General features: G+C 60.3%; 26 protein-coding genes. 15 read left to right on the top strand and 11 right to left on the bottom strand.

The window, feature by feature from the left end:
* From HCG46_RS23340 to HCG46_RS23325, 4 genes are all read left to right on the top strand, one after another.
* Complete coding sequence (locus tag HCG46_RS23340; protein ID WP_205838634.1) at positions 1 to 1,521, top strand: glycosyltransferase family 39 protein; 1,521 nt, start codon at positions 1 to 3, stop codon at positions 1,519 to 1,521.
* 68 nt (positions 1,522 to 1,589) lie between these two features.
* A complete protein-coding gene (locus HCG46_RS23335; protein WP_209009593.1) occupies positions 1,590 to 2,780 on the top strand; it encodes an adenylate/guanylate cyclase domain-containing protein in 1,191 nt (396 codons plus the stop codon).
* A gap of 53 nt (positions 2,781 to 2,833) precedes the next feature.
* Positions 2,834 to 3,628 (top strand): alpha/beta fold hydrolase, encoded by a 795-nt coding sequence (locus HCG46_RS23330; protein ID WP_023002969.1) that lies wholly within the window; start codon positions 2,834 to 2,836, stop codon positions 3,626 to 3,628.
* Between the two features lie 130 nt (positions 3,629 to 3,758).
* Positions 3,759 to 4,721, top strand: a complete 963-nt coding sequence (locus HCG46_RS23325; protein WP_168687519.1) for a hypothetical protein — start codon at positions 3,759 to 3,761, stop codon at positions 4,719 to 4,721.
* An 80-nt stretch (positions 4,722 to 4,801) separates the two neighbouring features.
* Here the strand turns inward: HCG46_RS23325 and HCG46_RS23320 are convergent, their stop codons facing one another.
* Together HCG46_RS23320 and HCG46_RS23315 are read right to left on the bottom strand one after the other, a co-directional pair.
* Positions 4,802 to 5,986, bottom strand: a complete 1,185-nt coding sequence (locus HCG46_RS23320; RefSeq protein WP_168687518.1) for an FAD-dependent oxidoreductase — start codon at positions 5,984 to 5,986, stop codon at positions 4,802 to 4,804.
* Between the two features lie 170 nt (positions 5,987 to 6,156).
* Entirely contained in the window at positions 6,157 to 8,094 is a 1,938-nt protein-coding gene (locus HCG46_RS23315) for a HAMP domain-containing methyl-accepting chemotaxis protein (RefSeq protein ID WP_209009592.1), read from the bottom strand.
* A 312-nt stretch (positions 8,095 to 8,406) separates the two neighbouring features.
* Here HCG46_RS23315 and HCG46_RS23310 point away from each other — a divergent pair, with 312 nt between their 5' ends.
* Positions 8,407 to 9,282, top strand: a complete 876-nt coding sequence (locus HCG46_RS23310) for a DMT family transporter (protein WP_205838633.1) — start codon at positions 8,407 to 8,409, stop codon at positions 9,280 to 9,282.
* A gap of 36 nt (positions 9,283 to 9,318) precedes the next feature.
* Here HCG46_RS23310 and HCG46_RS23305 read toward each other — a convergent pair whose 3' ends face one another.
* Positions 9,319 to 10,209, bottom strand: a complete 891-nt coding sequence (locus HCG46_RS23305) for a YihY/virulence factor BrkB family protein (protein WP_023002964.1) — start codon at positions 10,207 to 10,209, stop codon at positions 9,319 to 9,321.
* A 163-nt stretch (positions 10,210 to 10,372) separates the two neighbouring features.
* Between HCG46_RS23305 and HCG46_RS23300 the strand changes: the two genes are divergently transcribed.
* Positions 10,373 to 12,061: an acyl-CoA dehydrogenase family protein gene (locus tag HCG46_RS23300; protein ID WP_168687516.1), complete on the top strand. Its 1,689-nt coding sequence runs from the start codon at positions 10,373 to 10,375 to the stop codon at positions 12,059 to 12,061.
* A 6-nt stretch (positions 12,062 to 12,067) separates the two neighbouring features.
* On the opposite strand, the gene HCG46_RS23295 is transcribed toward HCG46_RS23300, so the two are convergent.
* Complete coding sequence (locus HCG46_RS23295; RefSeq protein ID WP_286185490.1) at positions 12,068 to 12,643, bottom strand: MgtC/SapB family protein; 576 nt, start codon at positions 12,641 to 12,643, stop codon at positions 12,068 to 12,070.
* Between the two features lie 89 nt (positions 12,644 to 12,732).
* Positions 12,733 to 13,161 (bottom strand): DUF4399 domain-containing protein, encoded by a 429-nt coding sequence (locus tag HCG46_RS23290; protein ID WP_062491303.1) that lies wholly within the window; start codon positions 13,159 to 13,161, stop codon positions 12,733 to 12,735.
* Between the two features lie 208 nt (positions 13,162 to 13,369).
* On the opposite strand from HCG46_RS23290, the gene HCG46_RS23285 reads away from it, so the two are divergent.
* Together HCG46_RS23285 and HCG46_RS23280 are read left to right on the top strand one after the other, a co-directional pair.
* Positions 13,370 to 13,822 (top strand): host attachment family protein, encoded by a 453-nt coding sequence (locus tag HCG46_RS23285; RefSeq protein WP_023002960.1) that lies wholly within the window; start codon positions 13,370 to 13,372, stop codon positions 13,820 to 13,822.
* A gap of 145 nt (positions 13,823 to 13,967) precedes the next feature.
* Positions 13,968 to 14,555, top strand: a complete 588-nt coding sequence (locus tag HCG46_RS23280) for an exopolysaccharide biosynthesis protein (protein WP_152505390.1) — start codon at positions 13,968 to 13,970, stop codon at positions 14,553 to 14,555.
* A gap of 28 nt (positions 14,556 to 14,583) precedes the next feature.
* Here HCG46_RS23280 and HCG46_RS23275 read toward each other — a convergent pair whose 3' ends face one another.
* Positions 14,584 to 15,615, bottom strand: coding sequence for a cation transporter (locus HCG46_RS23275; protein WP_023002958.1), 1,032 nt, complete (start codon positions 15,613 to 15,615; stop codon positions 14,584 to 14,586).
* 195 nt (positions 15,616 to 15,810) lie between these two features.
* Between HCG46_RS23275 and HCG46_RS23270 the strand changes: the two genes are divergently transcribed.
* The gene (locus tag HCG46_RS23270; RefSeq protein ID WP_023002957.1) at positions 15,811 to 15,975 is read left to right on the top strand and encodes a hypothetical protein; all 165 of its coding nucleotides are present in this window, start codon (positions 15,811 to 15,813) and stop codon (positions 15,973 to 15,975) included.
* Positions 15,976 to 16,099: 124 nt separating this feature from the next.
* Positions 16,100 to 16,261, top strand: a complete 162-nt coding sequence (locus HCG46_RS23265; RefSeq protein ID WP_158514155.1) for a hypothetical protein — start codon at positions 16,100 to 16,102, stop codon at positions 16,259 to 16,261.
* Between the two features lie 143 nt (positions 16,262 to 16,404).
* On the opposite strand, the gene HCG46_RS23260 is transcribed toward HCG46_RS23265, so the two are convergent.
* Entirely contained in the window at positions 16,405 to 16,656 is a 252-nt protein-coding gene (locus HCG46_RS23260) for a YMGG-like glycine zipper-containing protein (RefSeq protein WP_023002955.1), read from the bottom strand.
* 201 nt (positions 16,657 to 16,857) lie between these two features.
* On the opposite strand from HCG46_RS23260, the gene HCG46_RS23255 reads away from it, so the two are divergent.
* A complete protein-coding gene (locus tag HCG46_RS23255) occupies positions 16,858 to 17,106 on the top strand; it encodes a hypothetical protein (RefSeq protein ID WP_075283357.1) in 249 nt (82 codons plus the stop codon).
* 106 nt (positions 17,107 to 17,212) lie between these two features.
* On the top strand, positions 17,213 to 17,587 hold the full coding sequence (locus HCG46_RS23250) for a YkvA family protein (RefSeq protein WP_055659631.1): 375 nt from the start codon (positions 17,213 to 17,215) through the stop codon (positions 17,585 to 17,587).
* Between the two features lie 8 nt (positions 17,588 to 17,595).
* Here the strand turns inward: HCG46_RS23250 and HCG46_RS23245 are convergent, their stop codons facing one another.
* The gene (locus HCG46_RS23245; RefSeq protein ID WP_205838632.1) at positions 17,596 to 18,081 is read right to left on the bottom strand and encodes a translation initiation factor IF-3; all 486 of its coding nucleotides are present in this window, start codon (positions 18,079 to 18,081) and stop codon (positions 17,596 to 17,598) included.
* A 314-nt stretch (positions 18,082 to 18,395) separates the two neighbouring features.
* Between HCG46_RS23245 and infC the strand changes: the two genes are divergently transcribed.
* The 3 genes from infC to HCG46_RS23230 all read left to right on the top strand — a co-directional run bounded on the left by infC (position 18,396) and on the right by HCG46_RS23230 (position 20,684).
* Positions 18,396 to 18,935 (top strand): translation initiation factor IF-3, encoded by a 540-nt coding sequence (infC, locus tag HCG46_RS23240; protein ID WP_075283347.1) that lies wholly within the window; start codon positions 18,396 to 18,398, stop codon positions 18,933 to 18,935.
* A gap of 168 nt (positions 18,936 to 19,103) precedes the next feature.
* Entirely contained in the window at positions 19,104 to 19,769 is a 666-nt protein-coding gene (locus tag HCG46_RS23235; RefSeq protein ID WP_168687570.1) for a flavodoxin family protein, read from the top strand.
* Positions 19,770 to 19,784: 15 nt separating this feature from the next.
* Positions 19,785 to 20,684, top strand: a complete 900-nt coding sequence (locus HCG46_RS23230; protein ID WP_168687514.1) for a sigma-70 family RNA polymerase sigma factor — start codon at positions 19,785 to 19,787, stop codon at positions 20,682 to 20,684.
* A 30-nt stretch (positions 20,685 to 20,714) separates the two neighbouring features.
* Here HCG46_RS23230 and HCG46_RS23225 read toward each other — a convergent pair whose 3' ends face one another.
* Genes HCG46_RS23225 through HCG46_RS23215 form a run of 3 tightly spaced genes read right to left on the bottom strand, consistent with a single transcriptional unit; the run spans position 20,715 to position 23,583 of the window.
* Positions 20,715 to 21,305: an HAD family phosphatase gene (locus tag HCG46_RS23225; RefSeq protein ID WP_168687513.1), complete on the bottom strand. Its 591-nt coding sequence runs from the start codon at positions 21,303 to 21,305 to the stop codon at positions 20,715 to 20,717.
* Positions 21,302 to 22,573: a glycerate kinase gene (locus HCG46_RS23220; RefSeq protein ID WP_168687512.1), complete on the bottom strand. Its 1,272-nt coding sequence runs from the start codon at positions 22,571 to 22,573 to the stop codon at positions 21,302 to 21,304. Before HCG46_RS23220 ends, HCG46_RS23225 begins: the two co-directional genes overlap by 4 nt.
* Entirely contained in the window at positions 22,570 to 23,583 is a 1,014-nt protein-coding gene (locus HCG46_RS23215) for a LacI family DNA-binding transcriptional regulator (RefSeq protein ID WP_168687511.1), read from the bottom strand. Before HCG46_RS23215 ends, HCG46_RS23220 begins: the two co-directional genes overlap by 4 nt.
* Positions 23,584 to 23,588: the final 5 nt, after the last annotated feature.

Genomic DNA, 23,588 nt, shown 5'->3' with positions numbered 1-23,588 from the left:
TTGATACGTCTGATCGAAAACGCTCCTTCAAGGGCGGCCCTCTATTACGCTGGCGGCCTCTGCCTGCTTTATGCCCTGATACCGGCCCTGACCTTTCCCAACCCACCGCTTGACGTGATTGAAGGCTTTGCCTGGGGCCGGGAACTTCAGCTCGGCTATACCAAACATCCACCGATGCAGGCCTGGCTTCTGGAGATCACCTATCGTCTCACGGGAGGCCTCAGCGGCGGGTACTGGCTGAGCGCGCTTTCGGTTGCCCTTGGCTATCTGTTCATCTGGCGGCTCGCTCGCCGTCTCGGACTTTCCGGCCAGCAGTCCTTCTGGTCTCTCGTGCTGACCAGCGTCACCTTCTACTTCGCGCTGCCCCTGCCGGAATTCAACCCGAACATCCTGCAGATCCCCATCTGGGCAGGCATGATGCTGCTGTTTCACCGGGCAGTGGACAAAGGCCGCCTGCTCGACTGGGTCCTGCTTGGCACCCTCGCCGCCTTCGGCCTTTACACGAAATATTTCGTGCTGCTCCTGATCGGTGCAATCGGGCTTTACGCGCTGGTCTTTGCCGATGCCCGGCGACACATCCTGCGCCCGGGCCCCTGGGTGACGATAGCGGTCTGCCTTGCCCTGCTGGTGCCACACGCGGCATGGCTTCTGGAAACGGATTTCCTGACGTTGCGCTACGCCGCCAGCCGCAGCAATCCGGCAGACGGTTTTGTCGACCATCTGTTCAATCCGCTGAACTTCCTGGCAGCTCAGATCGGCAATCACGCCGGCCTGTTCCTTGTGCTTCTGGCCGGTCTTGGCTGGCACGGCCTGAAACAGGTCCGACTGCGCAGGCGCGAAGCGGCCACGCCCCTGGCCACACCTTCCGACCGCTTTCTGCTCTGGTTTGCCGTTCTGCCGCTTGCAGTTGTTCTGATTGCATCAGCCGTTACCGGCAACGAGTTCGAACATATGTGGGGCACGCCCATGTTCGTGCTGTCCGGCATCCTGGCGGTACGGTTTCTGGCACTGCCGCAACTCTGGCCCTTTCCCGCCCGGGCCCTCGTTGCCGCCATTGCGATCCAGGCGATTTTCCTGGGCATCCTGTTCGGGCAGGCGGTTCTGGAGCCGCACTGGAAACATAAGCAGACCCGGCTCCACTATCCCGGCAAGGCGATCGCCGAAGACATGGCACGCGTCTGGAAGGAGCACATGGGCACCGATCTCGCCTATGTGGCCGGCGATATGTGGTCGGCAGCCAACGTCACCACACAGGCCGCCAGCCGCCCGTCGATGTTCTATCTGCATGACCGGACCCTCAGCCCCTGGATCGACCCGAAGGATGTCCAGGAAAAAGGTCTGATGATCGTCTGGCGAGGCGACCAGGAAACACCGATTGAGGAAATCCTCCGTTATTATCCGGATGCTGTCCGCGAAGGGTCGCGAACGTTCGCCTACCAGACCTCCGGCAGCATTCCCGACGTCACGGTCAACTGGGTCATCGTCCCGCCTGGCAAGGTGGTTTTCGAACCGGCGAATTAATCGCAAACGCTGGCACAAGCCGTCTGGAAACCGGACGAAAACAACACTAACTTGGCGCCATGATCAGTATGGCGGAAATCGACGGCGTGGAAGACTGGTTGATCGACCAGTCTCTTGGCTCGCCCGATCTGGGGTCGATGTTCGGAGAGATGTGCGAGCGCCTGCGCGCATGCGAGGTTCCTGTGGACCGCGCCATGATCGGCTGGTCAACCCTTCATCCCCTGATCGAGGCGGAAGCCGCCATCTGGGAAAACGGCACTGAAATCCAGCGCGAGCAGATTGCCCACAATGCCGAAGAAACAGACGAGTGGCTGCAAAGTCCCGTCCGTGCCGTGCTGGTCAACCAGGAACCCGTCCTGCGACGGCGCCTCACGAATGCCAATGCCCCGCTCGAGTTTCCCTTGCTCGTTCGGCTGAAGGATAGCGGGTACTCCGATTACATCGTCATCGCGACCGAATTCGACCTGCCGACCATCAAGGACCAGATTGCCACCTCCGGCATCGTGATCAGCTGGGCAACGCGGGAAACCGACGGCTTTTCCGACGATGCACTGACCGCAATCCGCTACATTCAAAAACGCTTTGCCCTGGCCGCGCGCGCCACCATTCAGGGGCAGATCAACCAGACGATCGCAGAGACGTATCTCGGCAAGATCGCCGGCAACAAGGTGCTCAGCGGCCAGATCCGCCATGGCGACGGCCAGACCGTCGATGCGGTGATCTATTTCAGCGACATGCGCAATTCGACCGCGATTGCGGAACTGCTTGGTCCCGATGCCTACCTGTCGTTTCTGAACACTTATTTCGACGCGACAGCCGGAGCGATTCTAGCAAAAGGCGGCGAAGTGCTCGATTTTATCGGCGATGCCGTTCTGGGCGTCTTTCCCATAGGTGCACAAAGCCTGGACAAGGCGGTCGCACAGGCACTGTCGGCCGCGGATGAAAGCCGGAAGCGTCTGAAAGCGATCAACGCCGACCCGGCGCTGCCACACGTTCTCAAGGCGGGCATCGCCCTGTCCGTCGGCTCCGTCATGTTCGGCAATATTGGCGTCCCGCACCGCCTCACCTTTTCGGTGATCGGCCAGACGGTCCATGCGGCTGCACGGATCGAAAGCCTCACCAAGACCGTCGGCGCCGACGTTCTGATGACCGAAGACGTCGCCCGCTTCGCCAGCGAACGATCAAAACCGGCCGGTTCGTTCGAACTCAACGGCTTCACCGACCCCCAGCCCCTGTTTACCCTGGACCGGCTTTTCTGAAAGCCGCCCGTCCGGCAGATATTTCCTCATCCCACCGACAAGCAAAGACCGACATGACCGATCTACGTCCCGACGCCCCTTCCCATCTGCCTTTCAGAGACCAGGAAGCCACCGGCCCTGACAACGGTGCTCCGGTCGTGCTGCTGCACGGCTTCGGCGGCGACCGGCAAACCTGGCTCAACATACAGACGGCACTGGCTTCGAAGAAACGCTCCATAGCGTTCGACCTGCCGGGGCACGGCGAGGCGCTGGACTGGCCGCGGATCGGCAATGCGGGGGTTTCCGCAAAAGCTGTCGGGCAGTCTCTGGAGGCGCTCGAGCTGACGAAGGTCCATCTGGTCGGCCATTCCATGGGCGGCGCAGTTGCCGCGCTGATTGCCCTGCGCAATCCTGATCTGGTGGCCAGCCTTACCCTGCTGGCACCGGGCGGCTTCGGCTCCGAAATCAATCACCGTCTGCTCCGTCGCTATGCGGCCGCAACGGATGCCGACACCATGGAAACCCTGCTGGAGCAGTTCTTCGGCTGGGAGTTCAAACTGCCGAAATTCCTCGCCAGAACGGCTGCCGAAAGCCGCGCGCGCCCGGGCGCGGCCGCGACACTGGAGGCAATCGCGGACGAGATCATCGACGGCAGCGTTCAAAAGACCCTGCCGCGCGACGAACTGGCAGCCCTGCCCATGCCGATCAAGGTCCTCTGGGGCACACAGGATCGTGTCCTGCCGACGCGCCAGGCCCACAAGTTGCCGGGTGTCGTTGCCACGCACATTTTCGAACGAACCGGCCACATGCTGCATCTGGAACTGCCCAAGGAAGTGACCCGGCTCATCCTTCAGAACGCTGGCTGCTGACACGGACCAACATCTGGAACTCCAGAAAGTTTCCCCGCGATCTGGCCCCCCGGCGCGGTTTGGGATAGGTAGCAGGCCGAAACCCGGCCGGTCGGACGGCGGGGCCTGTATGAACCGAGCCGGAGCGCGCATGTCAGCCGAAATGTCAGCAGCCAACGATGTCATCGTCACGGCGGTGTCGGGCTATGAGCCGAAACACATGGCTGCCTGGTACAATTCCCTGAAGGCAACGGGGTATCGCGGCCGGACGGTCGCGGTGGCTTACAATGTCAGCGAAGCCCTTGTTGACTACATGAAGCACATGGGCTCGCTCGTCATCACCTTCGATCATGACGCCGGCAAGAAGCGCTACTCCTACTCGCAGCTTCGGGAAGAAATCGCCGACCATACCGATGGCGGCAAACTTTACACCGACAGGCGCTGGACCTGGAACAAGCGCATCCTGCGTTTCAAGGACAAAATCTACGACCGGCGCTTCTTCCATGCCAGTCACCTGGTGAAACAGCATCTCGATGCGCTTGGCGAACCTGTGCGCTTCGTCGCGTTCTCGGATGCCCGGGACGTCATCTTCCAGTCTGACCCGTTCGCCTGGATGGAAGAGAACCTTGCTCCGGGCAAGGATCTCCTCATCGGTGAGGAAAGCATCACCCATGAAGACCCTTGGAACCGCCGGAACGTCCTGAAAACCTACGGCCGCCATGCCTATGACCGTGTGGCCAAGGTTCCCGTGTGCTGCGCTGGCTATTTCGCCGGCCGCTATGAGGCGATGATGGATTTCATGCTGGCGGTCTATTACTTCGACCAGACCAAACGCAGCGGTGATCAGGCCGCCTTCAACCAGCTGCTGACCTTTTGCGGCTGGAAGGAAAAGGCCGAGAAGGTGAACTGGCAGGTTCCCTGGCTGCTGCACGCGGTCAGTGCGAATGTCGGTCCGGACGCGCCGGGGTTCTGCATGCCTCGGGAAACCGTGCCGGTGTTCGAGGACGGGCTGGTCAAAACCTTCGACAAGCAGCCCTACGCCATCGTGCACCAGTACGACCGCAACAAGGAAATGACCGCCTATTTCATGGAGAAATTCGGCAAGGTCGAATAACAGCAGGCGCGAACCGCGGACAATGGAAGCGCTTCGCCCTCCTGTTGCCCGCCGGCACCTATCCTTTCGGAACCTGTTGTTCAGGCTTCCGGCAGCAGATCATCACGCCACGGCTCACCGATCACCCGGCGGGCCATCATGTGCGAGCGCGGTGAATTGATGCTGTCGACGGCGATTAGCCGGCCATCGTGCAGGTAGGCGACATAGAACTTGTTGTCCTGGGTCGAACCCACGACCTTTGTGTCGTCATACCCCTCCGACAGACCGGCGATCTGCAGCTTGATGTCGTACTGATCGGACCAGAACCACGGCAACGGGTCGTAATCGACTTCCTGGCCCAGCAGCGCCTGGGCAACCGCCTTTGCCTGGTCGATGGCGTTCTGGACGCTTTCCATGCGCACGGACCGCTGGTAGCGGTTGGAATAGAAACGTGTACAGTCACCCGCAGCGAAGATGTCAGGATCGCTGGTCTGGCCGCATCCATCCACCAGGATCCCGTTGTCGACCTCCAGGCCCGCCTCTGCGGCCAGGTGATCATTGGGCTCTGCACCGACGGCAACCAGAACCAGCTCCGCCGGAACCGTCTCGCCTGTCGACAACCGGACACCGGTGACACTGTCACCACCCTCGATTGCCTCGATGCCCGTATTCAGGCGCAATTCGATGCCGCGGGCCTTGTGCAGGCCGGAGAAATAGTCGGAGACCGCCTGGCTGACCACGCGCTTCATCGGACGATCCTGCGCCTCGATGACGGTGACCGACTTGCCCAGGCTTTTGGCGACGGCAGCGACTTCAAGACCGATGTACCCGGCTCCGATGATGGCGACATTGCTGCTTTTTTGCAGAATGTCCCGGATCACGTTGACATCGGCAATCGAGCGCAGCGTGACCACGCCCTTCTTGTCGGCACCCTCCAGCGTCAGCAGCCGGGCATTGGTGCCCGTTGCCAGAACCAGCTTGCCATACGGCAGCGTATCGCCGTTTGCCAGTGTCAGGCGCTTCGCGCCACGGTCGATCGCAACCACTCTGGTATTGGGAATGTGGTCGATATTGTTGGTGGTGAAGAACGCCGGCGGGCGCAGCCACAAGCCTTCGGCGCCAATCTCGCCGGCCAGGAACTTCTTGGAAAGCGGCGGTCTTTGATAGGGAGGATGCGGTTCGTCGCCGATCAGCCGCAGCGGGCCTTCAAATCCGCCCTGCCGCAGGGATTGGGCGACCTGGGCTCCGGCTTGTCCTGCTCCGATGATGACGATGTCTTCCTGCATTCCGCTTCGCCCTCTTTGCGCTTGGCCGGTCCGGCGGATGGTGTGCCGGCCGATCGTTTGAGTGCATGGCTAGCACGAAGAAACGCAGGCCGCCAGAATGGCGAAACGCCGCGTCGGTGCGGACACGGCGTTTTTTCGATTTTCTTTGTTTCAAGCGTTCCGGTTCGGGATCAGGCGCTGCGCACGCCTTGCAGGAATTCGGCAACTTCCTGCCGGATCAACGCGCCCTGCTCGCCAAGCGATTCTGCGAGGTGCTCCACTTCAGAACCGTTGGACCGTGCAAGCTCGGCAGCCGAACCGACGGCCTCCATGCTCGACACCCCTTGTTCGGACCGCGCCGAGGCACTGGAAACGTTGTGCGAGATCGCCTGAACGGCTTCGTCCTGCTGCTGCACGGCCGATGCCACAGCCGAGGCAAGGCCTTCCATGTCGGAGATGATCCGGTTGACGTCCTCGATCGCCTGGACCGCCTGACCGGAAGACCCCTGGATGGCCTCGATCTGGGTCGCGATATCCTCGGTGGCTTTCGAGGTCTGGTCGGCAAGCTGCTTCACTTCGGCAGCAACCACCGCAAACCCCTTGCCTGCTTCGCCCGCGCGGGCAGCCTCGATGGTCGCGTTCAGCGCCAGCAGATTGGTCTGGTTGGCAATGTCGCGGATCAGCCCCATGACTTCGCCGATCCGGTCTGCCGCACTGGAAAGTTCCTGCATGGTGGCAACCGTTGAAGACGCACTCCGCACCGCCTGCTGGGCCACTTCCGTCGACTTGTTGGCCTGGCCGGCGATCTCGGCGATGGACGCGGCAAGCTCTTCCGCGGAATGAGCTGCGGAAGTGACGTTTTCCGCCGCCGTGCGCACCGCTTCGGCTGCTTCCCCGGACTGGTTGGCGACATCGTCGGCCGACTGTTCCATAGACTGGGACGTCTGCCGCAGTTCGCCATTGGCTCGGTCAAGACTGTCGAGTGCTGCGGACACGGTCCCCTCGAACCGGCCGATCAGAGTATCGAGACGGGCAACGCGTTCTTCGCGCCGCCGGTTTTCCTGATCCTGCGAGGCCGCAAGTTCAGCCCGCTCGACCGCATTGTCACGGAAGACCTGAACCGTGCGGCTCATGGAAGCAAGCTCGGTGCTGCCACTGTCGTCCGGCAGGTCGAGGTCGGTCTGGCCGCTGGCAAGAGCTTCCATGGCCGACTGCAGACGTGCCAGCGGGCGCGCCACCGATTGGCCGATCACAAGCGCGATGGCCGGAAGCAGCAGAAGCAGAACCACGATAGCCCCGCCGATTGCATAGGTTGCGATCGACCGGGCCATCTCAAGCTGACCGGCGGCTTCACCTTGAGTGGTGTTGGCGGCTTCGCTGAGGGACGCGATGTGCGGTGGAACAAGTTCAAACAGGTTTTCCAGCAGTTCCGAATGCTCGCCCCGCTCTGTCTTGGCGACTGTGTAATCGTCGAAAGTCGTCTTGTATTTGGCCATGTTGTCGGCCAGCTCCGCCTTGATGGCGTCGGAGATGTAGACTTTCTTCAAGAGCTTTTCGAAATCGTTGAACTCGCCCTGGAAAACCTCCAGCGCCGCCTCGGTATTGTTGAGCGTGAACTCCCGTTCCGCCAGCTGAACGGCCAGGATCGCGCGGGCCAGCTTTTCGAAATCCGGCCCGCCGCCGAATTTCATCTCTTCCGACAGGCGATGCTTGACCGCCCCTGCATATTCATTGAGCCCCGCCAGATAGCCCTGCGTAGAGTCATACCCGATCTTCTGCTGGGCAGTGTCCAGCATCTCGAAGGCACCTCTTGTGCCTTCCAGCGTATCCTTGACGTCGGCTATTTCCGAAGCGTAGGCCGCTGCTGCCGGGTTGGTTGCGATCGTCTCCAGAACTGCGCTGGCTTCTTCAAGCTTGGCGTTGAAACTCTGGAACGTCTCGACGGATGGCATGCTGTGGTAACGCTCTTCAATCGAGCGCAGCGCCGCGGCGCTTTCCGAAAGTGTGCTGACCTGTCCGGCCAGTGTCGAACTGCTGCTCATGCGCGCAAAGGCCGAATTGAGTTCACCCTGGCTCCAGAAGAAGACACCGCCAATCGCAAGGAGCCCAACAATGGTGAAAAGGCTCAAGGCCAGAATTCTGGCTTTGACTGACAAATTCGCGAAGATCCGAAAAGGTGATTGAGATCTGAAGGCCACCAGCGTATGTCCCCTGGATCAACGGATGTGCCATCGGGGTCGATGTTTACATCCATGAGTTGATCGATCTGGAAGTGTTCGTGCTTCTGGCCTGTGTTTCTTTCACGACAGAACGTTCGAACACTCATGTTTGCGCCGTATATTTGACTATAAATGCCAACTTACGGTTAACATGCGTGTAACCCCACCGACTCGACGCAATCTAACCTTGCGTCATCTTCGACTTTGTCATTGAGGCTGCAATTGAATCTCCTCGCCAGAGCCGCACCGGCCATTTTTGTTTTGCTGTGGTCTACGGGCTTCGTCGGTTCTAAACTCGGCGCACCCTACATCGATCCGATGGTGTTTTTGACGGTCCGCTTCGTTGCGGTTTTGCCGGTGCTGATTCTGCTGGCGATGTTCTTGTCGAAGTCCTGGCCGAAAGATCCCGCTGCCATTGCCCATTGCATCTTCACCGGCATGCTGGTTCACGGCAACTATCTCGGTGGTGTGTTCTGGGCAATCAAACAGGGCATGCCGGCTGGAGCGTCCTCGATCATTGTCGGTCTTCAACCCGTGCTGACCGCCCTCATCGCGGTGGCTTTACTTGGCGAAACCATTTCCCGCAGACACTGGCTCGCCATGGCCATCGGAGCGATTGGTCTTGCATTCGTTCTTGGTCCGAAACTCGACCTTGCCGGATCGGGCATCACGCCGGTGACGATATTCGTGGTCATCATCTCCGTTGCGGCCATCAGCCTGGGAACAGTCTATCAGAAGCGTTTCGTACAGCAGACCGACCTCATGGCGGCAACTGTCTGGCAGTACGTCGGCGCTTTGCTTGTCACAATTCCGCTGAGCCTGACCGAAAGCTGGCAGATCACCTGGTCAGGTGAGCTGATCTTTGCGATGGCCTGGCTCGTGCTGGTCTTGTCCGTCGGTGCGATCCTGCTCCTGATGCTGCTGATCCGCGAGGGCGCGGTCTCCCAGGTCGCCAGCCTTTTTTATCTGGTGCCGGTGGCAACAGCGGTGGAAAGCTATTTCCTGTTCGGTGAATCCCTGACACCGGTTCAGATCGGCGGCATGGTGCTGGTCATCAGCGCCGTCTTGACCATCCGCAAGAAGCCAGCAAGGAGCTAGGAGTGGTCCCCGGAAGCCGTCTTGCGGAAAATCCGGTCAGGCTTCTGTATCCAGCGCCAGCGCAAGCTGTTCCTGACGGCGGCGCCAGTAGCGCCGTTGACGGGAGATTGCCGCGTTGAGTTCACCACCCAGAATGAACACGAGCGCGCAGATATAAAGAAAGATCAGCGCGGTCATGATCCCGGCCAGACCGCCATAAGTGGAGACGTAATTGGCGAAGCTGGCGAGATAAGCGCCGAAGGCACTGCCGGCAATGATCCACATGAACAGTGTGGCGAGCACTCCGGGCCACAGGTCGCGGAAAGTGCGATGCCCCGCCGGAAGCAGCCAGTGGGTGATGAAAAGGCCGATGATCAGCAGCGATCCGGCCAGTGTGTATCGGGCAACGTTGATTGACAGCAGGAAAGTCTCGACCTGCGGCACGAAGACCTTCAGCCCCTCGAGGGCGAGCGGCGCCAGAACCACCAGAAACGTGTAGGCAAGCAGAATGCCGGCACCCAGCAGCACAAGCCCGATCGATTGCAGCCGCAACAGCACGATGGAGCGGTTTTCATGCTGCCGGTAGGCCCGGTTGAGCGCGGTGCGCAGCGCCTCCACCCCGTTGGAGGAAAACCACAGAGCGGCAACGGCGCCGAAGGTCACAAGGTCGCCGCGGCGAATGGTCAGGACATTCTGGATTTCCCGCACGACAGGCGATGCAACGCTTGCCGGCCAGGCATCGAACAGCAGTTCCGACACCGTGTCGGCAGCACCGGTCATGCCGAGAAAGGCCGCGAGCGAGGCGATGAAGATCAGCAGGGGAAATATCGCCAGCAACCCCGACAGTGCCACGTGACTGGCCATTGCAAAGCCGTCATCCCGGGCGAAGTGACCTATGGCGTCTTTCAGGACGGCGTAGATCACGAGAACTGTCTGTCTGGCGCTCATGACCCAAGATGTGGCCTGCGCTGACACAATTCGTCAAGCCTGGGTAGTGAAAACCGCATCCGCCAAAAGGTCTATAAATTCACGCTCGACAAATGAGGGTGTGCAACGCAACATAGCTTCAACAAGAAGCGCTGCTGCGCAACAAATGAAAACGGAGATCGCCATGTCCACCGCAGCCCTGCCGGCCGCAGAAACACCCGCAAGCCTTACCGAGCGAACGGAAGCTGCCGTCGCCACGCTCGATCATCTGCTCAATCTTGCAGCGCAGCGGGTGCGCGACCGCGTGAGCGAGGATGGGCGCATCTCCTCCCGCCTGATGGAAGAAGAGCAAAGGGCAACCCACGGACTGGCCTGGTTCGCAACCTATGTGGAGTCTCTGCGTCAATTGGATGCCTACGCGAAACGCCTGACCGCGGAAGGCCGCTACGGCGCTCTTGAGGACTACATCGTCCAGCTCGGATTTGCGGAGTACCTTGCGCAGATCTTCGGCGGCATTCCGATGAACCAGGGTGAAATCGTTCGCCTGGCGGATCTTGGCGTTTCTTCCGAAGAAGCTCTTGGCTTCCAGACAGCCGAAATCCTGTCGCTGATCGATACCGGAAGCCGTCCGGAAATCCGCAGCGAGATCACCCGCCTGATCCGCGACCAGGCGGGTCATTCCACCTTCGGCGACCCAGGTCTGGACGAGACCATGGAGCAGATCCGCAACGAGATGCGCCGCTTTGCGGAAGACAACGTCGTGCCCAACGCGCACGACTGGCATCTGAAAAACGAATATATTCCGCTTGAGATTATCGAGCAGATGTCCGAGCTCGGCGTCTTTGGCCTCACCATACCGGAAGAATATGGAGGCCTCGGACTTGGCAAGGAGGCCATGTGCGTCGTCTCCGAAGAACTGTCCCGCGCCTATATCGGTGTCGGCTCGCTCGGCACCCGGTCCGAAATCGCGGCGGAACTCATTCTGTGTGGCGGAACGGAAGAGCAGAAGCAGCACTGGCTACCGAAAATCGCATCCGGCGAGATCCTGCCGACTGCCGTCTTCACCGAACCCAATACTGGCTCGGACCTTGCCTCGCTGAAGACCCGCGCCGTGAAGGACGGCGACGTCTGGAAGGTGTCCGGCAACAAGACCTGGATTACCCATCCGGTCCGTGCCGATATCATGACCTTGCTGGCCCGCACCAACCCGGATGAACCCGGCTACAAGGGCTTGTCCATGTTCATCGCGGAAAAGCCACGCGGCACCGACGAGGAGCCCTTCCCGGCGGACGGCATGAGCGGCGGCGAGATCGAAGTTCTCGGCTACCGGGGCATGAAGGAATATGAAATCGCTTTCGACGGCTTCGAGGTGAAGGGCGAGAACCTTCTCGGCCAGGTCGAGGGCGAAGGTTTCAAGCAACTGATGCAGACCTTTGAAGGCGCCCGCATCCAGACCGCTGCCCGCGCCTTGGGCGTCGCCCAGTCTGCACTGGACCTGGGCCTGAGGTACGCCGAAGAACGCGTCCAGTTCGGCAAGGAACTGGTCAACTTCCCGCGTGTTGCCGACAAGTTGGCCATGATGACTGCCGAACTGATGATCGCCCGCCAGCTGACCTATTTCTCGTCCTGGCAGAAGGATTCCGGCAAACGCTGCGATCTGGAAGCAGGCATGGCGAAACTGCTTGGTGCCCGCGTTGCATGGGCCGCGGCGGACAATGCGTTGCAGATCCACGGCGGCAATGGCTTTGCTCTGGAATATGCAATTTCCCGAGTCCTGTGCGACGCCCGCATCCTGAACATCTTCGAAGGTGCGGCGGAAATTCAGGCTCAGGTCATCGCGCGCCGCTTGCTCGAGACGCGCGGCAACGCCTGATCGTCATCAGATCGCCCCTTTGTCGCGATGGCCGTGTGCCTGCACGTGGCGAAGCTTGTCAGATCTCTCGCTCATTCCCTCGTCCGGGGCGCTGTCCCGGGCCTGGGGGCCAAGCTTGCTTTGGAGGCGGCCGATGACGGCCAGGACAATCACCACCATGAGTGTTGCAAGACCCGCCAATCCGATCTGACCGACGCCGCAGGCCGTGCCGATGGCACCTGCCAGCCACATTGATGCACCTGTGGTGACGTTCTGCACCGAGCCGTTGCGGGAGAAGATCAGACCGGCGGAGAGGAACGCCACGCCCGCTGTCACGGCCTCGACCAGACGGAGCGGATCCACATTGACGTTGCTCGCCCCGGAAAAGGGCAGATCGGCAAGCGCCTGACTAATCAGGAGAAACAGACACGAGGCGAATGCGATAAGCATATGCGTCCTGAGCCCGGCATCCTTGCCACGCTCTTCCCGCTCGAACCCGATTATACCGCCCAGAACGATGGCCGCAATCATCCGCAGAACCAGAACGTCCAGCGGAACCGCACCGAAGCCGAGGTCCATCTCTGCGGCAAGCCGGTCTACCATGGTCGTTCCTTGTTGCGGGTCGGTCAGCATAAGAGAGCAACGCCGCAACAAGTCTTTCGTTCCGGAAGGTGACCGGTGCTGGCTGCCGCCTACTCCACGGTAACCGTGATCTTTTCCGACATGACCGGCGGATTGTGCGGAATGTGCGACCAGTCACCCAGCACCAGTTGCAGCGTGTGTGAACCGGCTGGCAGTTCAATCGTGGTTTCGGTTTGCCCACCACCGAAATGCTTGTGATTGTCATCCGCCGGAATAGCTTCGTTCAGCTCCTCGCCCTCGATACTCTCATCGATGATCAGGTGATGGTGTCCGGTGTTTTCCTTTTCCGTGCCGGCGGGGGCAACGCCCATTCCGGAAAGGCCGAACTGGATGGTCACTGGACTTTTGACGGTGTCGCCATCCTTCAGGTTTACGAAGTAGAGCTTCACGCCGTCCGGTGCCGGAGTTTCTCCAGCCTGGGCGACGGCACCTGTGAGGGCCAGCACGGCAGCACCGAGCCCGATTGCAAGTCTCTTCATGATCTTCTCCCTTTCAAGGACGGAATTCTGCATTGTTCCTCACGACCACTCTTCACTTAGGGCGCCGCGCTCTCTTCCGGTAGGCCCTGCAATCCGTTTCCCGTACTGGTAGGCTTGCGAACTGTCGAAATTGTCACAGATATCCTCAGGAACGCTTCCGGTGGTCCGGCGTTCACTCCAGACGGACCCAAAACTGCAGGAGTGCGACATGAAGGATGCGATCCGACTGAAACATGATGGTTGGGTAGTCGTTGCCGACGGAACCAAGGCTTTGTTCCTGACCAACGCGGGCACGGAACACGTGCCGGACCTCAAGGTCTTTCGGAAAGAAACCCAGGACAACCCTCCCAACCGCGAGCAGACCGCTGACCGTCCCGGTCGTTTGAGTGACGGTCCGCAGGGGCATCGAAGTGCAGTTCAGGAAGCCGACTGGCATGCGCTGGCTGAAGACGATTTCGCCGCGGACCTTGCCCAGATGCTCTACAAGCGCGCCCACAAGGGCAAGTTCGACGAGATCGTACTGGTCGCAGCCCCGTCGGTTCTCGGCCAGGTCCGCAAGCGCCTGCACAAGGAAGTCAGTGACCGTGTCGTCGCGGAGATCGACAAGGATCTCACCAATCATCCTGTCGATCGCATCGAGAAACTTGTCTTCGGAAGATAATCATCTTCTTGCGCAGACGCTGAGGGCATTCGGCCGCCACCGTCCGAACACCCCTGCCACGATGTGCCTTGCAAGAGCAGGCTCGGAATTTTTTCACCCTAGAACACAGTGGCCGCCAATTGCGGCCGCTGAAACAGGCAGGACCATGACCGTTGATCCGGACTTGGACCGGCCCCTGACGTCCATTGTCGACAGGGTCGGAGACATCACGAAAGAAGGACAGGTCTCGCTTGACCGCGTGGTCGGCGCTTTCGAGAAAACCGGATTTGCGACGATGCTGATCGTGCCCGCGGCCGCCGTCGTGACACCGCTGAGCGGCATTCCCCTGTTTTCAAGCCTTTGTGGAGTGACCATTTGCCTGATCGCGGCACAATGGCTGATGAAACGCGACCGGGTCTGGCTTCCCCACTGGCTGGGTCAGCAAAGTCTTGAGGGCGACAAGGTGCGGGTGGCGATGAACAAGCTGCGGCCCGCCGCACGCTGGCTGGACAAACATTCCCGCGCGAGAGCACGGTTCCTGTTTCGGCAACCTCTTCGGGCCTTGTTGCCGCTCTCATGCCTCCTGTTCGGCGCCTTGATGCCCTTTCTCGAACTGGTGCCATTCTCGTCATCGCTTCTTGGCGCATCTGTTTGCCTGATTGCCTTCTCTCTCCTCACCCGGGACGGTCTCTTTGCCCTAGCCGCGCTTTTACCTTTGGCCATCGTTGTCTGGGCACTGACGGCCTTGTTCTGAAGAAGGCCTCCCGAACAGGTTCGCAGGATCAACCGAGCGCCTGAAGCGCGATGGCACCGCCATAGATGCCAAGCAGACTGACACTCTCAAAACCGATCCCGCCGGGGCCTGACTTCTGCCGTACCAGCAACCCCAGAAGCAGAACCGCTGTCATCACCAGCCCGATCGCCAGCCAGAAATAGTCCTGAGGGGAGACGGCTTGATACAGCGAGCCGTCGCGATAGGCGACATCGGAAAGCGTCAGGAACAGAGTGTCGAAGGTGTTGCCGCCAACAATGCCGCCGATGGCGAGCTGCAGGGCACCACGATGCACGGCTGCCAGCGTCGTCACCAGTTCGGGCAGCGAGGTGACAACGGCTGTCATCAGCGCGCCGACAAGCGAGGCGTTGAGATTGAAACGGTCCGTCAGCGCGCCAGCCACTTCCGCCAGCACCCAGCCCATCGAGGCAAGGATAAGCATCAGCGCTGAAAACCCTGCGATAAGCCGCAAGTTACCGCGCAGGTCGTGCTGTTCCTCATCCGGGCTGTCCTCGTGGGTTTCGGACGTATTCACAACACGCCACATGGGCTGCTCCCGCACGTGCCGCTGAGCCAGCAAACCGCTGCCATAAACGATAACCAGGGCGTAGGAGGCTGGATGAACGCCCAGCAACGTGATTTCCGGGGTGGTGTAGGCGACCAGGGGAATGGCCAGCAAAAGCATCAGCAGGGCGCATTGAAAAAGACTGGAAACGTCAGCCGCCACATGCTCCAGGTTGCCGCGCCGGTAAACGATGTCAGCGATGGCCAGAAAGGCAGTCTGCGCAGCGATACCACCAACGCCATTTGAAAAGGCCAGCGACGCGCGGCCGTCCAGCGCAGCAGTTACGGACACCACGGTGCCCGAGAGCGACGTGGCCGCCCCCAGCAGGACACCGCCAACCAAGGCCTCGCCCAGCCCTGTCCGGTCGGCGATACGGTCAGCCTGACCGGTCAGATGAACGCCGCAAACCAGTATAACTCCACCGGCACCTGCAAAAAGCGCAAGCAAGACCCACAGCGGCAGGCTGTCGAAACCCATAGTGACCTTGTCCCCTCTTGGCATTTGCGGAAGTTGTCCGGACTTCAAAGGGAAAACGGCCACCCCATCAGGAAGTTCCCACCTGAACGTTCTCCCCTGGAACCCCCGGAGGGGAACGAATAAGGATCTTGCGCGTTAACCGCTGAAGAGCAGTCGAGCCTGGCTGCCAAGTGGCAACATCGCGAGGTAGTGAAGATGATCTATCACGGCTTTAACGACGATGCGGACCGGCACCTTGCCATCCTGCGTGAAAGGATCAGAGACAAGGAAGCCTCCAGTTGGAAGCACCTTGCTCTTGGCTTCGGATTCAGCGGCATCATTTTTTCGCTGATCGCCCTGATATTCCTGCTCAGCTATTGACCGCACGCCCAGGCCAGCCTGGACGTTTTCAGGAACACTACTGCCGCTCGAACGTTGTTCTGAAGAGTGATGAGGCCAAACCGCCCTCAACGCTTGCAACGACGCACAATCCAGCGAGGTAGAGATGACTTATCAAAGGCAGACCAACGAACAGGACAAGGAAGTCGTTCTGGGAGAAAAGGAAGCCAAGCAGGGCCTCGAGCTTCACGAGATGCGTTACGTCTTGGCGATCGGCACCGCAGGCGCGGTAATCGCACTGGCGGTTGTCGGCTACATCCTGCTTTGAGTTCACCAGTCCGGAAGGGTAGAGCCCTTCGAAGGACCAAACAAAAGGGACGAACCTTGAAAAGGACGTCCCTTTTGTTTTTCAGGCGAGAGGCTCAACTCTCGCTCACGGAAGGTGACCCGGCAGATCGCCGGGCAGACCGATTAACGGCAAGCCGCCACATATTCGCGGCCATAGGAATCGCGGTAGATACACTTGCCCGGTTCCGTTGCCCTTCCGACAAGCGCACCGGCAGCCGCGCCGACAGCGCCACCAACAAGCGCTCCGCCTGCCTTACCGGTCGTTGCAGCACCGATCGCCGCGCCTGAGGCACCACCGATCACCGCGCCCTTTTGCGTGTTATTGCAAGCGGTCAGACCAGTCAAAGCGACCGCAACCAGCATGATTTTCCACATGATCAACTCCCTTCGTGTTGCATTAGGCAGAACGGGGGAGCAGCGGAAATGTTCCAGAAAAAGATGGGAAACTGCCGCCAAGACCAACGCAGAGATCCGTCGTGCGGAGGAACTTCTGTCAGCCTCGAACGTTTGCCCGGTATCGGGCAGCCGGAGATCCAGCAGAGGATTTCCCGGCTGCCACTTACAGGAGGATCCGACATGACTGACAGGACCAGGGACGAGATCGCCCGTATTCTGAAAGACAACACGCGCAGCAAGGCTGATCGCGTAGACGAGCTTCTGCGGATGCGAGAGGACGCACGTGCCCTGCAACGGGCGGCGACGGAAAGCCCGATGGGTAACGAAACCCCGGATTCTTCGGGCCTTCGGGACATCGACAGGGCACTGGAGCGCCTCGGCCATAGCGACCTGACCGAGGCTGAGGAAAACAGCGCCGCAACCCTTTGACCGGCGACCCTGCGCGGCCCTTCCAGCCCGGCCTGGAAGGGCGAAACGTTGAAGCTGCCGGCAAGAAAACCTATCTCTAAAGGCGAACACAAGCACAGGCGGCCTCATGAACACCACCTTTGAAGACCTTGGCTTTGACCCCGAGATCCTCGGTCCGGAGGAAGAGCAGAAGAAGACGATCCGTCAGAAATTGATGACGACGGTCCGCAAGGCCGCGCGTCAGGTGCCGTTCATGGAAGATGTCGTCGCCGGCTATTTCTGCGCGCTCGACCCCTCGACACCCAGCAAGGTGCGGGCCACCGTGCTTGCATCGCTGGCGTATTTCGTGTTGCCTTTGGATGTAATTCCAGACTTTCTGATCGGCATCGGCTTCGGCGATGACGCGACCGTGCTTCTGGCCGCCCTCGCGATGATCCGCAGCCACATGCGGCCGGATCACTATCAGGCTGCAAAGGATGCCTTGAAGGACGGTGAACTCTGACCGCCTTTCTAGGGGTGGTCGCGTCCGGGCTGATCGTCTTGTGCCGGCTTGTGCGTCACTTGACCGGCCGCTTTGGTTCCGTGCCAGCAGCCTGACGTTCTCCCGGCAATCAGCCAGTAAATTCCACCGCCGATAAATCCGGCCGCCAGCGCAACCGCGCTTCCCGGCCGGAAGGTACTGTCCGCGGCTTCGGCTCCAAGTGTCCAGACCGCAAAGGCGATCACCCCGGCGGCACCGACGTGAAACAGGAAACTGCGCAGCCGTGCAGCTTCGGCCAGAACGATTGCCACGGCAGCCGGGGCCAGGGCCGTGGCACCGACCACACTTGCACCCACGAGACCGCTTCCGACCATGGTTGCAAAGGCAATCGGATCGGCTTCGGGATGCCCGGCCCGGAAAAAGCCCCAGGCAAGGAACAGGCCGCACGCCAGCACCGCGAAGATGAAACCGAACGCGATCCTGAGAAGCTGCAACACGAATTTCCCGCCGTCCAAACCGCTGTCCTTCCTTGATATGCGCGAGCTGACTGCTTACTTGACCATCTGCCGGTCGGATTGCAACCTTCCAGAACCGGCAGTTGCCCGACTGGCCATGATCAGGCCAGCCGGAGCCTTAGCCCCTGAAAATGTGACCCGGCATGTCGAAAACGGTGTTTTCGCTTGACTTTTTGCCGGTTTCGCAAGACGTTGGGGGATGGCGTTAGGCCATATCCATCTCAGCACCTTGGTACCAGCGTTCCGAGGATTTTTGTGCATGGAGCATATCAAAGCCCTAGCGCCACGTTGAAACGAAAGAGGAGTTTGCGACCATTCGCCGTCCGTTCCGCGCCCCGCCTCCTACGAAGGAAGGCCCGCGCACAAACCACGAAATTCGCGTTCGCGAAGTCCAGTTGATTGATCATGAAGGCGCCAACCGTGGCGTCATCCCGACAGAAGAGGCGATGGGCATCGCCATGGATGCCGGGTTGGATCTTGTTGAAATCCAGCCGAACGCAAATCCGCCTGTCTGCAAGATCCTGGACTATGGCCGGTACAAGTACCAGGCTCAGAAGAAAGCAGCAGAAGCCCGCAAGAAACAGAAGACCGTCGAGATCAAGGAGATCAAGATGCGTCCGAACATCGACACCCACGACTACGAGGTGAAGATGAAGAGCATGTTGCGGTTCTTTGGCGAAGGCGACAAGGTGAAGGTCACACTCCGTTTCCGGGGCCGCGAAATGGCCCACCAGGACCTGGGCATGAACTTGCTCAACAAGGTCCGTGAGGAAACCAACGAAATCGCCAAGGTTGAATCCGCGCCGAAGCTTGAAGGCCGCCAGATGGTTATGGTTCTGGCTCCGATCAAGTAAGCTTCATCGCGTTTTGAATGTCCGAAAACCCCGCTCCGGCGGGGTTTTCTCGTTTTCAGGCGGCAGAACAACTCATTTCCTCAAAAATCCCGTCCGGCATGTCACATCCAGCGCCGCTGTCTTGTCATAACTGCGAACACCAGGTGTGCGCAGGAGACGAAAATGATGATGGACAATGGGAATGCAGCAGCAGGGCTTCAGACCAAGCTTGCGAATTACCGGCAATTGATTGACGTCGCCGTCGTTTTTCACAGCGGGTATGGTCACACAGAACGTCAGGCAGCGGCTGTCAGGCAGGGCATAGAGGATGTCGACGGTGCACGCGCACTGCTTCTGACGGCCGATGAAGCCAGCACCCGCTGGAACGAACTCAATGCGGCCAGCGCAATTATCTTCGGCACGCCAACCTACGTCGGCGCAGCCTCCGCCGCCTTCAAGACCTTTCAGGAAGCCAGCTCGCAGGAAATCATGTCGAAGGGCTATCTCTGGCGAGACAAGATTGCGGCCGGCTTCACCAATTCCGGTTCGCGCTCCGGCGACAAGCTGGCGGTGCTCATCCAGTTGGCCCTGTTTGCAGCCCAGCACGGCATGCACTGGGTCAGCCTGGACCTGCCGCCAGCCAATTGTTCCTCGCAAGGATCGGAAGACGATCTCAACCGGCTCGGTTTCTGGCTCGGGGCCGCGGCACAGTCGAACACCGACGAAGGGCCGCAGACAGCTCCCCCGGCCGCGGATCTGGCAACCGCCCGCCATCTTGGCAGGCGTGTGGCGAAAACGGCCTTGCAGTTTGCAGCCGGACGGGTGCAAGCACGGCCCGAACCGGCGTTGACGTGATAGGCTGTCGTGATCATGACGGACACACCGGCCCTTGAAGACGACACCGCTTTGCGCAGGCGACTGACCCGCATCGCCTACCGCATGCTGGGATCAGTCTCCGACGCGGAAGACGTGGTTCAGGAAGCCTGGCTGCGCTGGCTTGCCGCCGACCGGGAAAAGGTGCGCGAGCCTGTCGCCTTCCTGAAGACCATCGTCACACGGCTTTGCCTCAATGAATTGAAATCCGCACGCCGTCGCCGCATGTCTTACGTTGGCCCCTGGCTTCCAGAGCCCCTGCTGACGACATCAGATGCCGAAGTCGCCGACGACATCACGTTGCCCGTGATGGTGGCTCTGGAGCGGCTGTCACCGCTCGAAAGGGCCGCCTTTCTGCTGCATGACGTTTTCAGCATGGGTTTCGAGGAAATTTCGACCGCCATCAACCGGGAACCGGCTGCCTGCCGCAAGCTCGCCAGCCGGGCCAGAGCAAGGCTGCTGGAAGCAAGACCACGCTTTTCCGCCACGCCGGAACAGGGCCGGAAGCTGGCGACTGCCTTCTACGAAGCATCGCGCAGCGGCGACATGAAGAAACTCCAATCCCTGCTGGCCGAAGACATCGTCGTCTACGCCGACGGCGGCGGCAAGGTGCCCGCCACGTCAGCTCCGACATTCGGGCACGAACGGTCGATGAGCCTCTTTGCGGCACTCGCCCGCTATTTCAGAAAAGCTCCGTCACGCCTGATCCGGTTTGCTGACATTGACGGACTGCCCGGTTTTGTAACCGAGGAAGATGGCGGCATTGTCCAGACAACCGCACTGCAGATCCGGGACGGCAGGATCATCGCCGTCTATGTGACCCGCAACCCGGAAAAGCTCAGGCATCTTGGCGCAGATCAGGAGGACACGAAACGTCCGCCAATTGACCTGAACTGATCAGCACGAGTGGAAATCAGCTTCGCGGCGTTATCCGATCAGCCGGTTCACATCAACAACCGGCATTCCTGCGTTGTGCGCTGCCTCAAGCCCCTGATGACTGTCCTCGAACACGAGGCATTGTTCGGCTGCGACACCGAGCCGGGAAGCGGCTTCCAGGAAGAGATCCGGCGCCGGTTTGGCATGGGCAACGTCATCAATCGTGACAACCGTATCGAACAACGGCAGCAGTCCCGTCTCCTTCAACGACGCCAGCACCACTTCCTGCGGTCCACCAGAGGCGACCGCCATCGGCAACTTGCCGTGAAACCTGCGTGCAATGGCGCTTATTACCTCGATCTCGCCGACTTCACCGATCCGGGCCAATACTGCCGTGCGCATCTCCCGAACGGCCAGTGGGCGATCCACCGTAACGCCGTGCTCGGCTTCGTAGTCATCAAGCAGCACATGTTCCGACATTCCCGCCCGGGCGTGGTACCAGTCCGGTTCCATATGATGACCGACGGCCCTGAACGCGTCTTGCCAGGCACCGGCATAGAGCGTTGGTGTTTGCACCAGCGTGCCATCACAATCGAAAATCAGGGCTTGCGCCCGTTGGAGAAGCGTCTCCAGCTCATTCATGTCATTGGGCTTTCGATGAGAATTGCACGGAAGTCGTTGACGTTGGTGAGGGTTGGCCCTGGCACCACCTGATCGCCAAGAGCCGCGAAGAAACTGTGGCTGTCATTGTCGCCGAGCATGGCGACCGGGTCGAGGCCAAGCGCCTCTGCACGCTCAAGAGTGCTTGGGCCAACAACCGCCCCTGCAACATCCGCCGCCCCGTCGACACCGTCTGTGTCACAGGCAATCCCGTAAAGACCGTTTGCCCCCTTGAGAGCGATCGCGAGCGCAAGGGCAAATTCCGCATTCGGACCACCACAGCCCTTGCCGCGCCGCGTCACCGTGCATTCACCGCCGGACAGAAGCAGGACGGGCCGCCCACCCGGTTTCATCGCCTGCTGGCGTTCGATCGCAAGTCTCGCCTGCTGTGCAGCCATATCGCGCGCCTCGCCTTCAATGGCGTCGCCCAGGATCTCGACTTCCATACCTTCGTCGGCAGCCAGGCTTGCCGCTGCTTCCAGCGAAAGCGATGGTGCCGCGATGATGCGGTTTTCCACCCTCGACACTCTTTTATCTTCCTGCGGCAGCACTCCGGTGGCGCTGTCCAGCACAGTGAGAACAGATGCCGGCACAGACATGCCAAAGCGTTCGATAACCGCACGCGCGTCCGCTGGCGTCGTCCGATCGCCAACCGTCGGGCCCGAGGCAATGAAGGCCGGATCGTCACCGGCAACATCGGAAATGATCAACGCCGTCATCCGGGCAGGATAGGCTGCCGCTGCAAGCTGGCCACCCTTGACCAGGCTGACATGCTTGCGGACCGTGTTCATGTCGGTGATTGGCGCACCTGACGCCAGCAGGGCTTCATTCAAGGCCTGCAGGTCAGCCAGCGAAATATCTCCGGCCGGTGCCTCCAGCAGCGCCGACGCCCCGCCTGAAATCAGCGCAATCACGTGATCCGCTTCTTCAAGCGAGGACAACAGACCGAGAAGGCGCTGTGTTGCCTGAAGCCCACGCCCGTCCGGCACCGGATGTGATGCCTCGACAATTTCGATCCCCCGGCAAGGCCTGGAGTAGCCGTCGCGGGTGATGACCAGTCCCTCTGAAGCCCCCCAGGCTGCTTCAACCGCTTCGGCCATGCGTGCCGACGCCTTGCCGGCACCGATCACGAGCGTCCGGCCATTAATCCGTTCCGGCAGGAATGCGGGAACGCACTTCATCGGGTCGGCCGCTGCAACGGCCGTCTCGAACAGACGCCGCAACAGGGCCTCACGCGAACAATCTGTCATGCATTAAGTCCCAGGGTCGATTGCCGTTTGATCAGCTCGACCGGATAATGTTTCGTGTCGGGTGGCCTGACGCCGTCGACAATCCAGGTCAGCATCGCTTCAGCGGCATTGCGGCCGAACAGCGCGGTATCGCAGCGCACCGAGCTGAGCCTGGGAAAGGCCAGTGAGCATTCCTCGATATCATCGAAGCCGATGATCCTGAAATCTTGACCAACCTTGATGCCAAGCTCGGCAAAGCCGCTCAGCATGCCAAGCGCAACCAGGTCGCTGAAACAGATCGCCGCTTCCAGGCCTTCGTGTTCCTGAAGGATCTTAAGCGCGATTTCACGGCCGAACTGCCTCGATGGCCGTCCGTGAAAAATGGTCGGCGCAAGGCCGTTCGCCTGCATCACGCTTCGATAGCCGGACATGCGCTCCAAGGTGATCGGACGATCCGCCAGACCACCGGCAAAGGCGATCTTCTGACATCCCGTATCGATCAGGTGCCGTGTCGCAGCTTCGCCTCCAAAGGCGTAGTCATGCGAAGCGAAGGGAAACAGGTCCGTGCGCTCGTCCAGCTGACGCAGCACCTGCATGGTGGGAATTCCGGCCCGCTCGATCCGCTCGAACGGGCTTTCGTCGCCGCCATAGGTCGGCGAGATGACGAAGGCCGACACGCCATGCTCGATCATGCTGTCGATCACCTGGGCCTGGATTTCCGGGTCCTCATCCGTGTTGGCGATGACGGTCGAGTATCCCTTGCTGGCAAAGGTCATTTGCGCACTGGCGGCAAATTCGGTGAAGAAGGGGTTGCGCAGGTCGTTGATGATCAGGCCGATGAGGCCGGATGCAGCGCCCCGCAAGCCGGCAGCCGACCGGTTGTAGACATAACCAAGCTCATCAATTGCCCTGGCCACCTCTTCCCGGGTTGACTGTTTCACCAGCGACGAATTCTGGAGCACCAACGAGACGGTCGATTTGGAAACGCCCGCCTGCCTTGCAACATCCAGAATTGTCGGCCGCTTCTTCATGAAAG

The sequence above is a fragment of the Labrenzia sp. PO1 genome (assembly GCF_012273635.1).
Taxonomy (GTDB): domain Bacteria; phylum Pseudomonadota; class Alphaproteobacteria; order Rhizobiales; family Stappiaceae; genus Roseibium; species Roseibium algicola.
Note: the sequence above shows the minus strand (reverse complement) of the source record. Positions and strands in the feature narration are given on the sequence as shown.

Excerpts from the sequence above, each read along its gene's own strand:
- HCG46_RS23335 (WP_209009593.1), top strand. The coding sequence starts at position 1,590 with ATGGCGGAAATCGACGGCGTGGAAGACTGGTTGATCGACCAGTCTCTT.
- HCG46_RS23330 (WP_023002969.1), top strand. The coding sequence starts at position 2,834 with ATGACCGATCTACGTCCCGACGCCCCTTCCCATCTGCCTTTCAGAGAC.
- HCG46_RS23325 (WP_168687519.1), top strand. The coding sequence starts at position 3,759 with ATGTCAGCCGAAATGTCAGCAGCCAACGATGTCATCGTCACGGCGGTG.
- HCG46_RS23320 (WP_168687518.1), bottom strand. The coding sequence starts at position 5,986 with ATGCAGGAAGACATCGTCATCATCGGAGCAGGACAAGCCGGAGCCCAG.
- HCG46_RS23305 (WP_023002964.1), bottom strand. The coding sequence starts at position 10,209 with ATGAGCGCCAGACAGACAGTTCTCGTGATCTACGCCGTCCTGAAAGAC.
- HCG46_RS23300 (WP_168687516.1), top strand. The coding sequence starts at position 10,373 with ATGTCCACCGCAGCCCTGCCGGCCGCAGAAACACCCGCAAGCCTTACC.
- HCG46_RS23295 (WP_286185490.1), bottom strand. The coding sequence starts at position 12,643 with ATGGTAGACCGGCTTGCCGCAGAGATGGACCTCGGCTTCGGTGCGGTT.
- HCG46_RS23290 (WP_062491303.1), bottom strand. The coding sequence starts at position 13,161 with ATGAAGAGACTTGCAATCGGGCTCGGTGCTGCCGTGCTGGCCCTCACA.
- HCG46_RS23285 (WP_023002960.1), top strand. The coding sequence starts at position 13,370 with ATGAAGGATGCGATCCGACTGAAACATGATGGTTGGGTAGTCGTTGCC.
- HCG46_RS23280 (WP_152505390.1), top strand. The coding sequence starts at position 13,968 with ATGACCGTTGATCCGGACTTGGACCGGCCCCTGACGTCCATTGTCGAC.
- HCG46_RS23275 (WP_023002958.1), bottom strand. The coding sequence starts at position 15,615 with ATGGGTTTCGACAGCCTGCCGCTGTGGGTCTTGCTTGCGCTTTTTGCA.
- HCG46_RS23270 (WP_023002957.1), top strand. The coding sequence starts at position 15,811 with ATGATCTATCACGGCTTTAACGACGATGCGGACCGGCACCTTGCCATC.
- HCG46_RS23265 (WP_158514155.1), top strand. The coding sequence starts at position 16,100 with ATGACTTATCAAAGGCAGACCAACGAACAGGACAAGGAAGTCGTTCTG.
- HCG46_RS23260 (WP_023002955.1), bottom strand. The coding sequence starts at position 16,656 with ATGTGGAAAATCATGCTGGTTGCGGTCGCTTTGACTGGTCTGACCGCT.
- HCG46_RS23255 (WP_075283357.1), top strand. The coding sequence starts at position 16,858 with ATGACTGACAGGACCAGGGACGAGATCGCCCGTATTCTGAAAGACAAC.
- HCG46_RS23250 (WP_055659631.1), top strand. The coding sequence starts at position 17,213 with ATGAACACCACCTTTGAAGACCTTGGCTTTGACCCCGAGATCCTCGGT.
- HCG46_RS23235 (WP_168687570.1), top strand. The coding sequence starts at position 19,104 with ATGGACAATGGGAATGCAGCAGCAGGGCTTCAGACCAAGCTTGCGAAT.
- HCG46_RS23230 (WP_168687514.1), top strand. The coding sequence starts at position 19,785 with ATGACGGACACACCGGCCCTTGAAGACGACACCGCTTTGCGCAGGCGA.
- HCG46_RS23225 (WP_168687513.1), bottom strand. The coding sequence starts at position 21,305 with ATGAATGAGCTGGAGACGCTTCTCCAACGGGCGCAAGCCCTGATTTTC.
- HCG46_RS23220 (WP_168687512.1), bottom strand. The coding sequence starts at position 22,573 with ATGACAGATTGTTCGCGTGAGGCCCTGTTGCGGCGTCTGTTCGAGACG.
- HCG46_RS23215 (WP_168687511.1), bottom strand. The coding sequence starts at position 23,583 with ATGAAGAAGCGGCCGACAATTCTGGATGTTGCAAGGCAGGCGGGCGTT.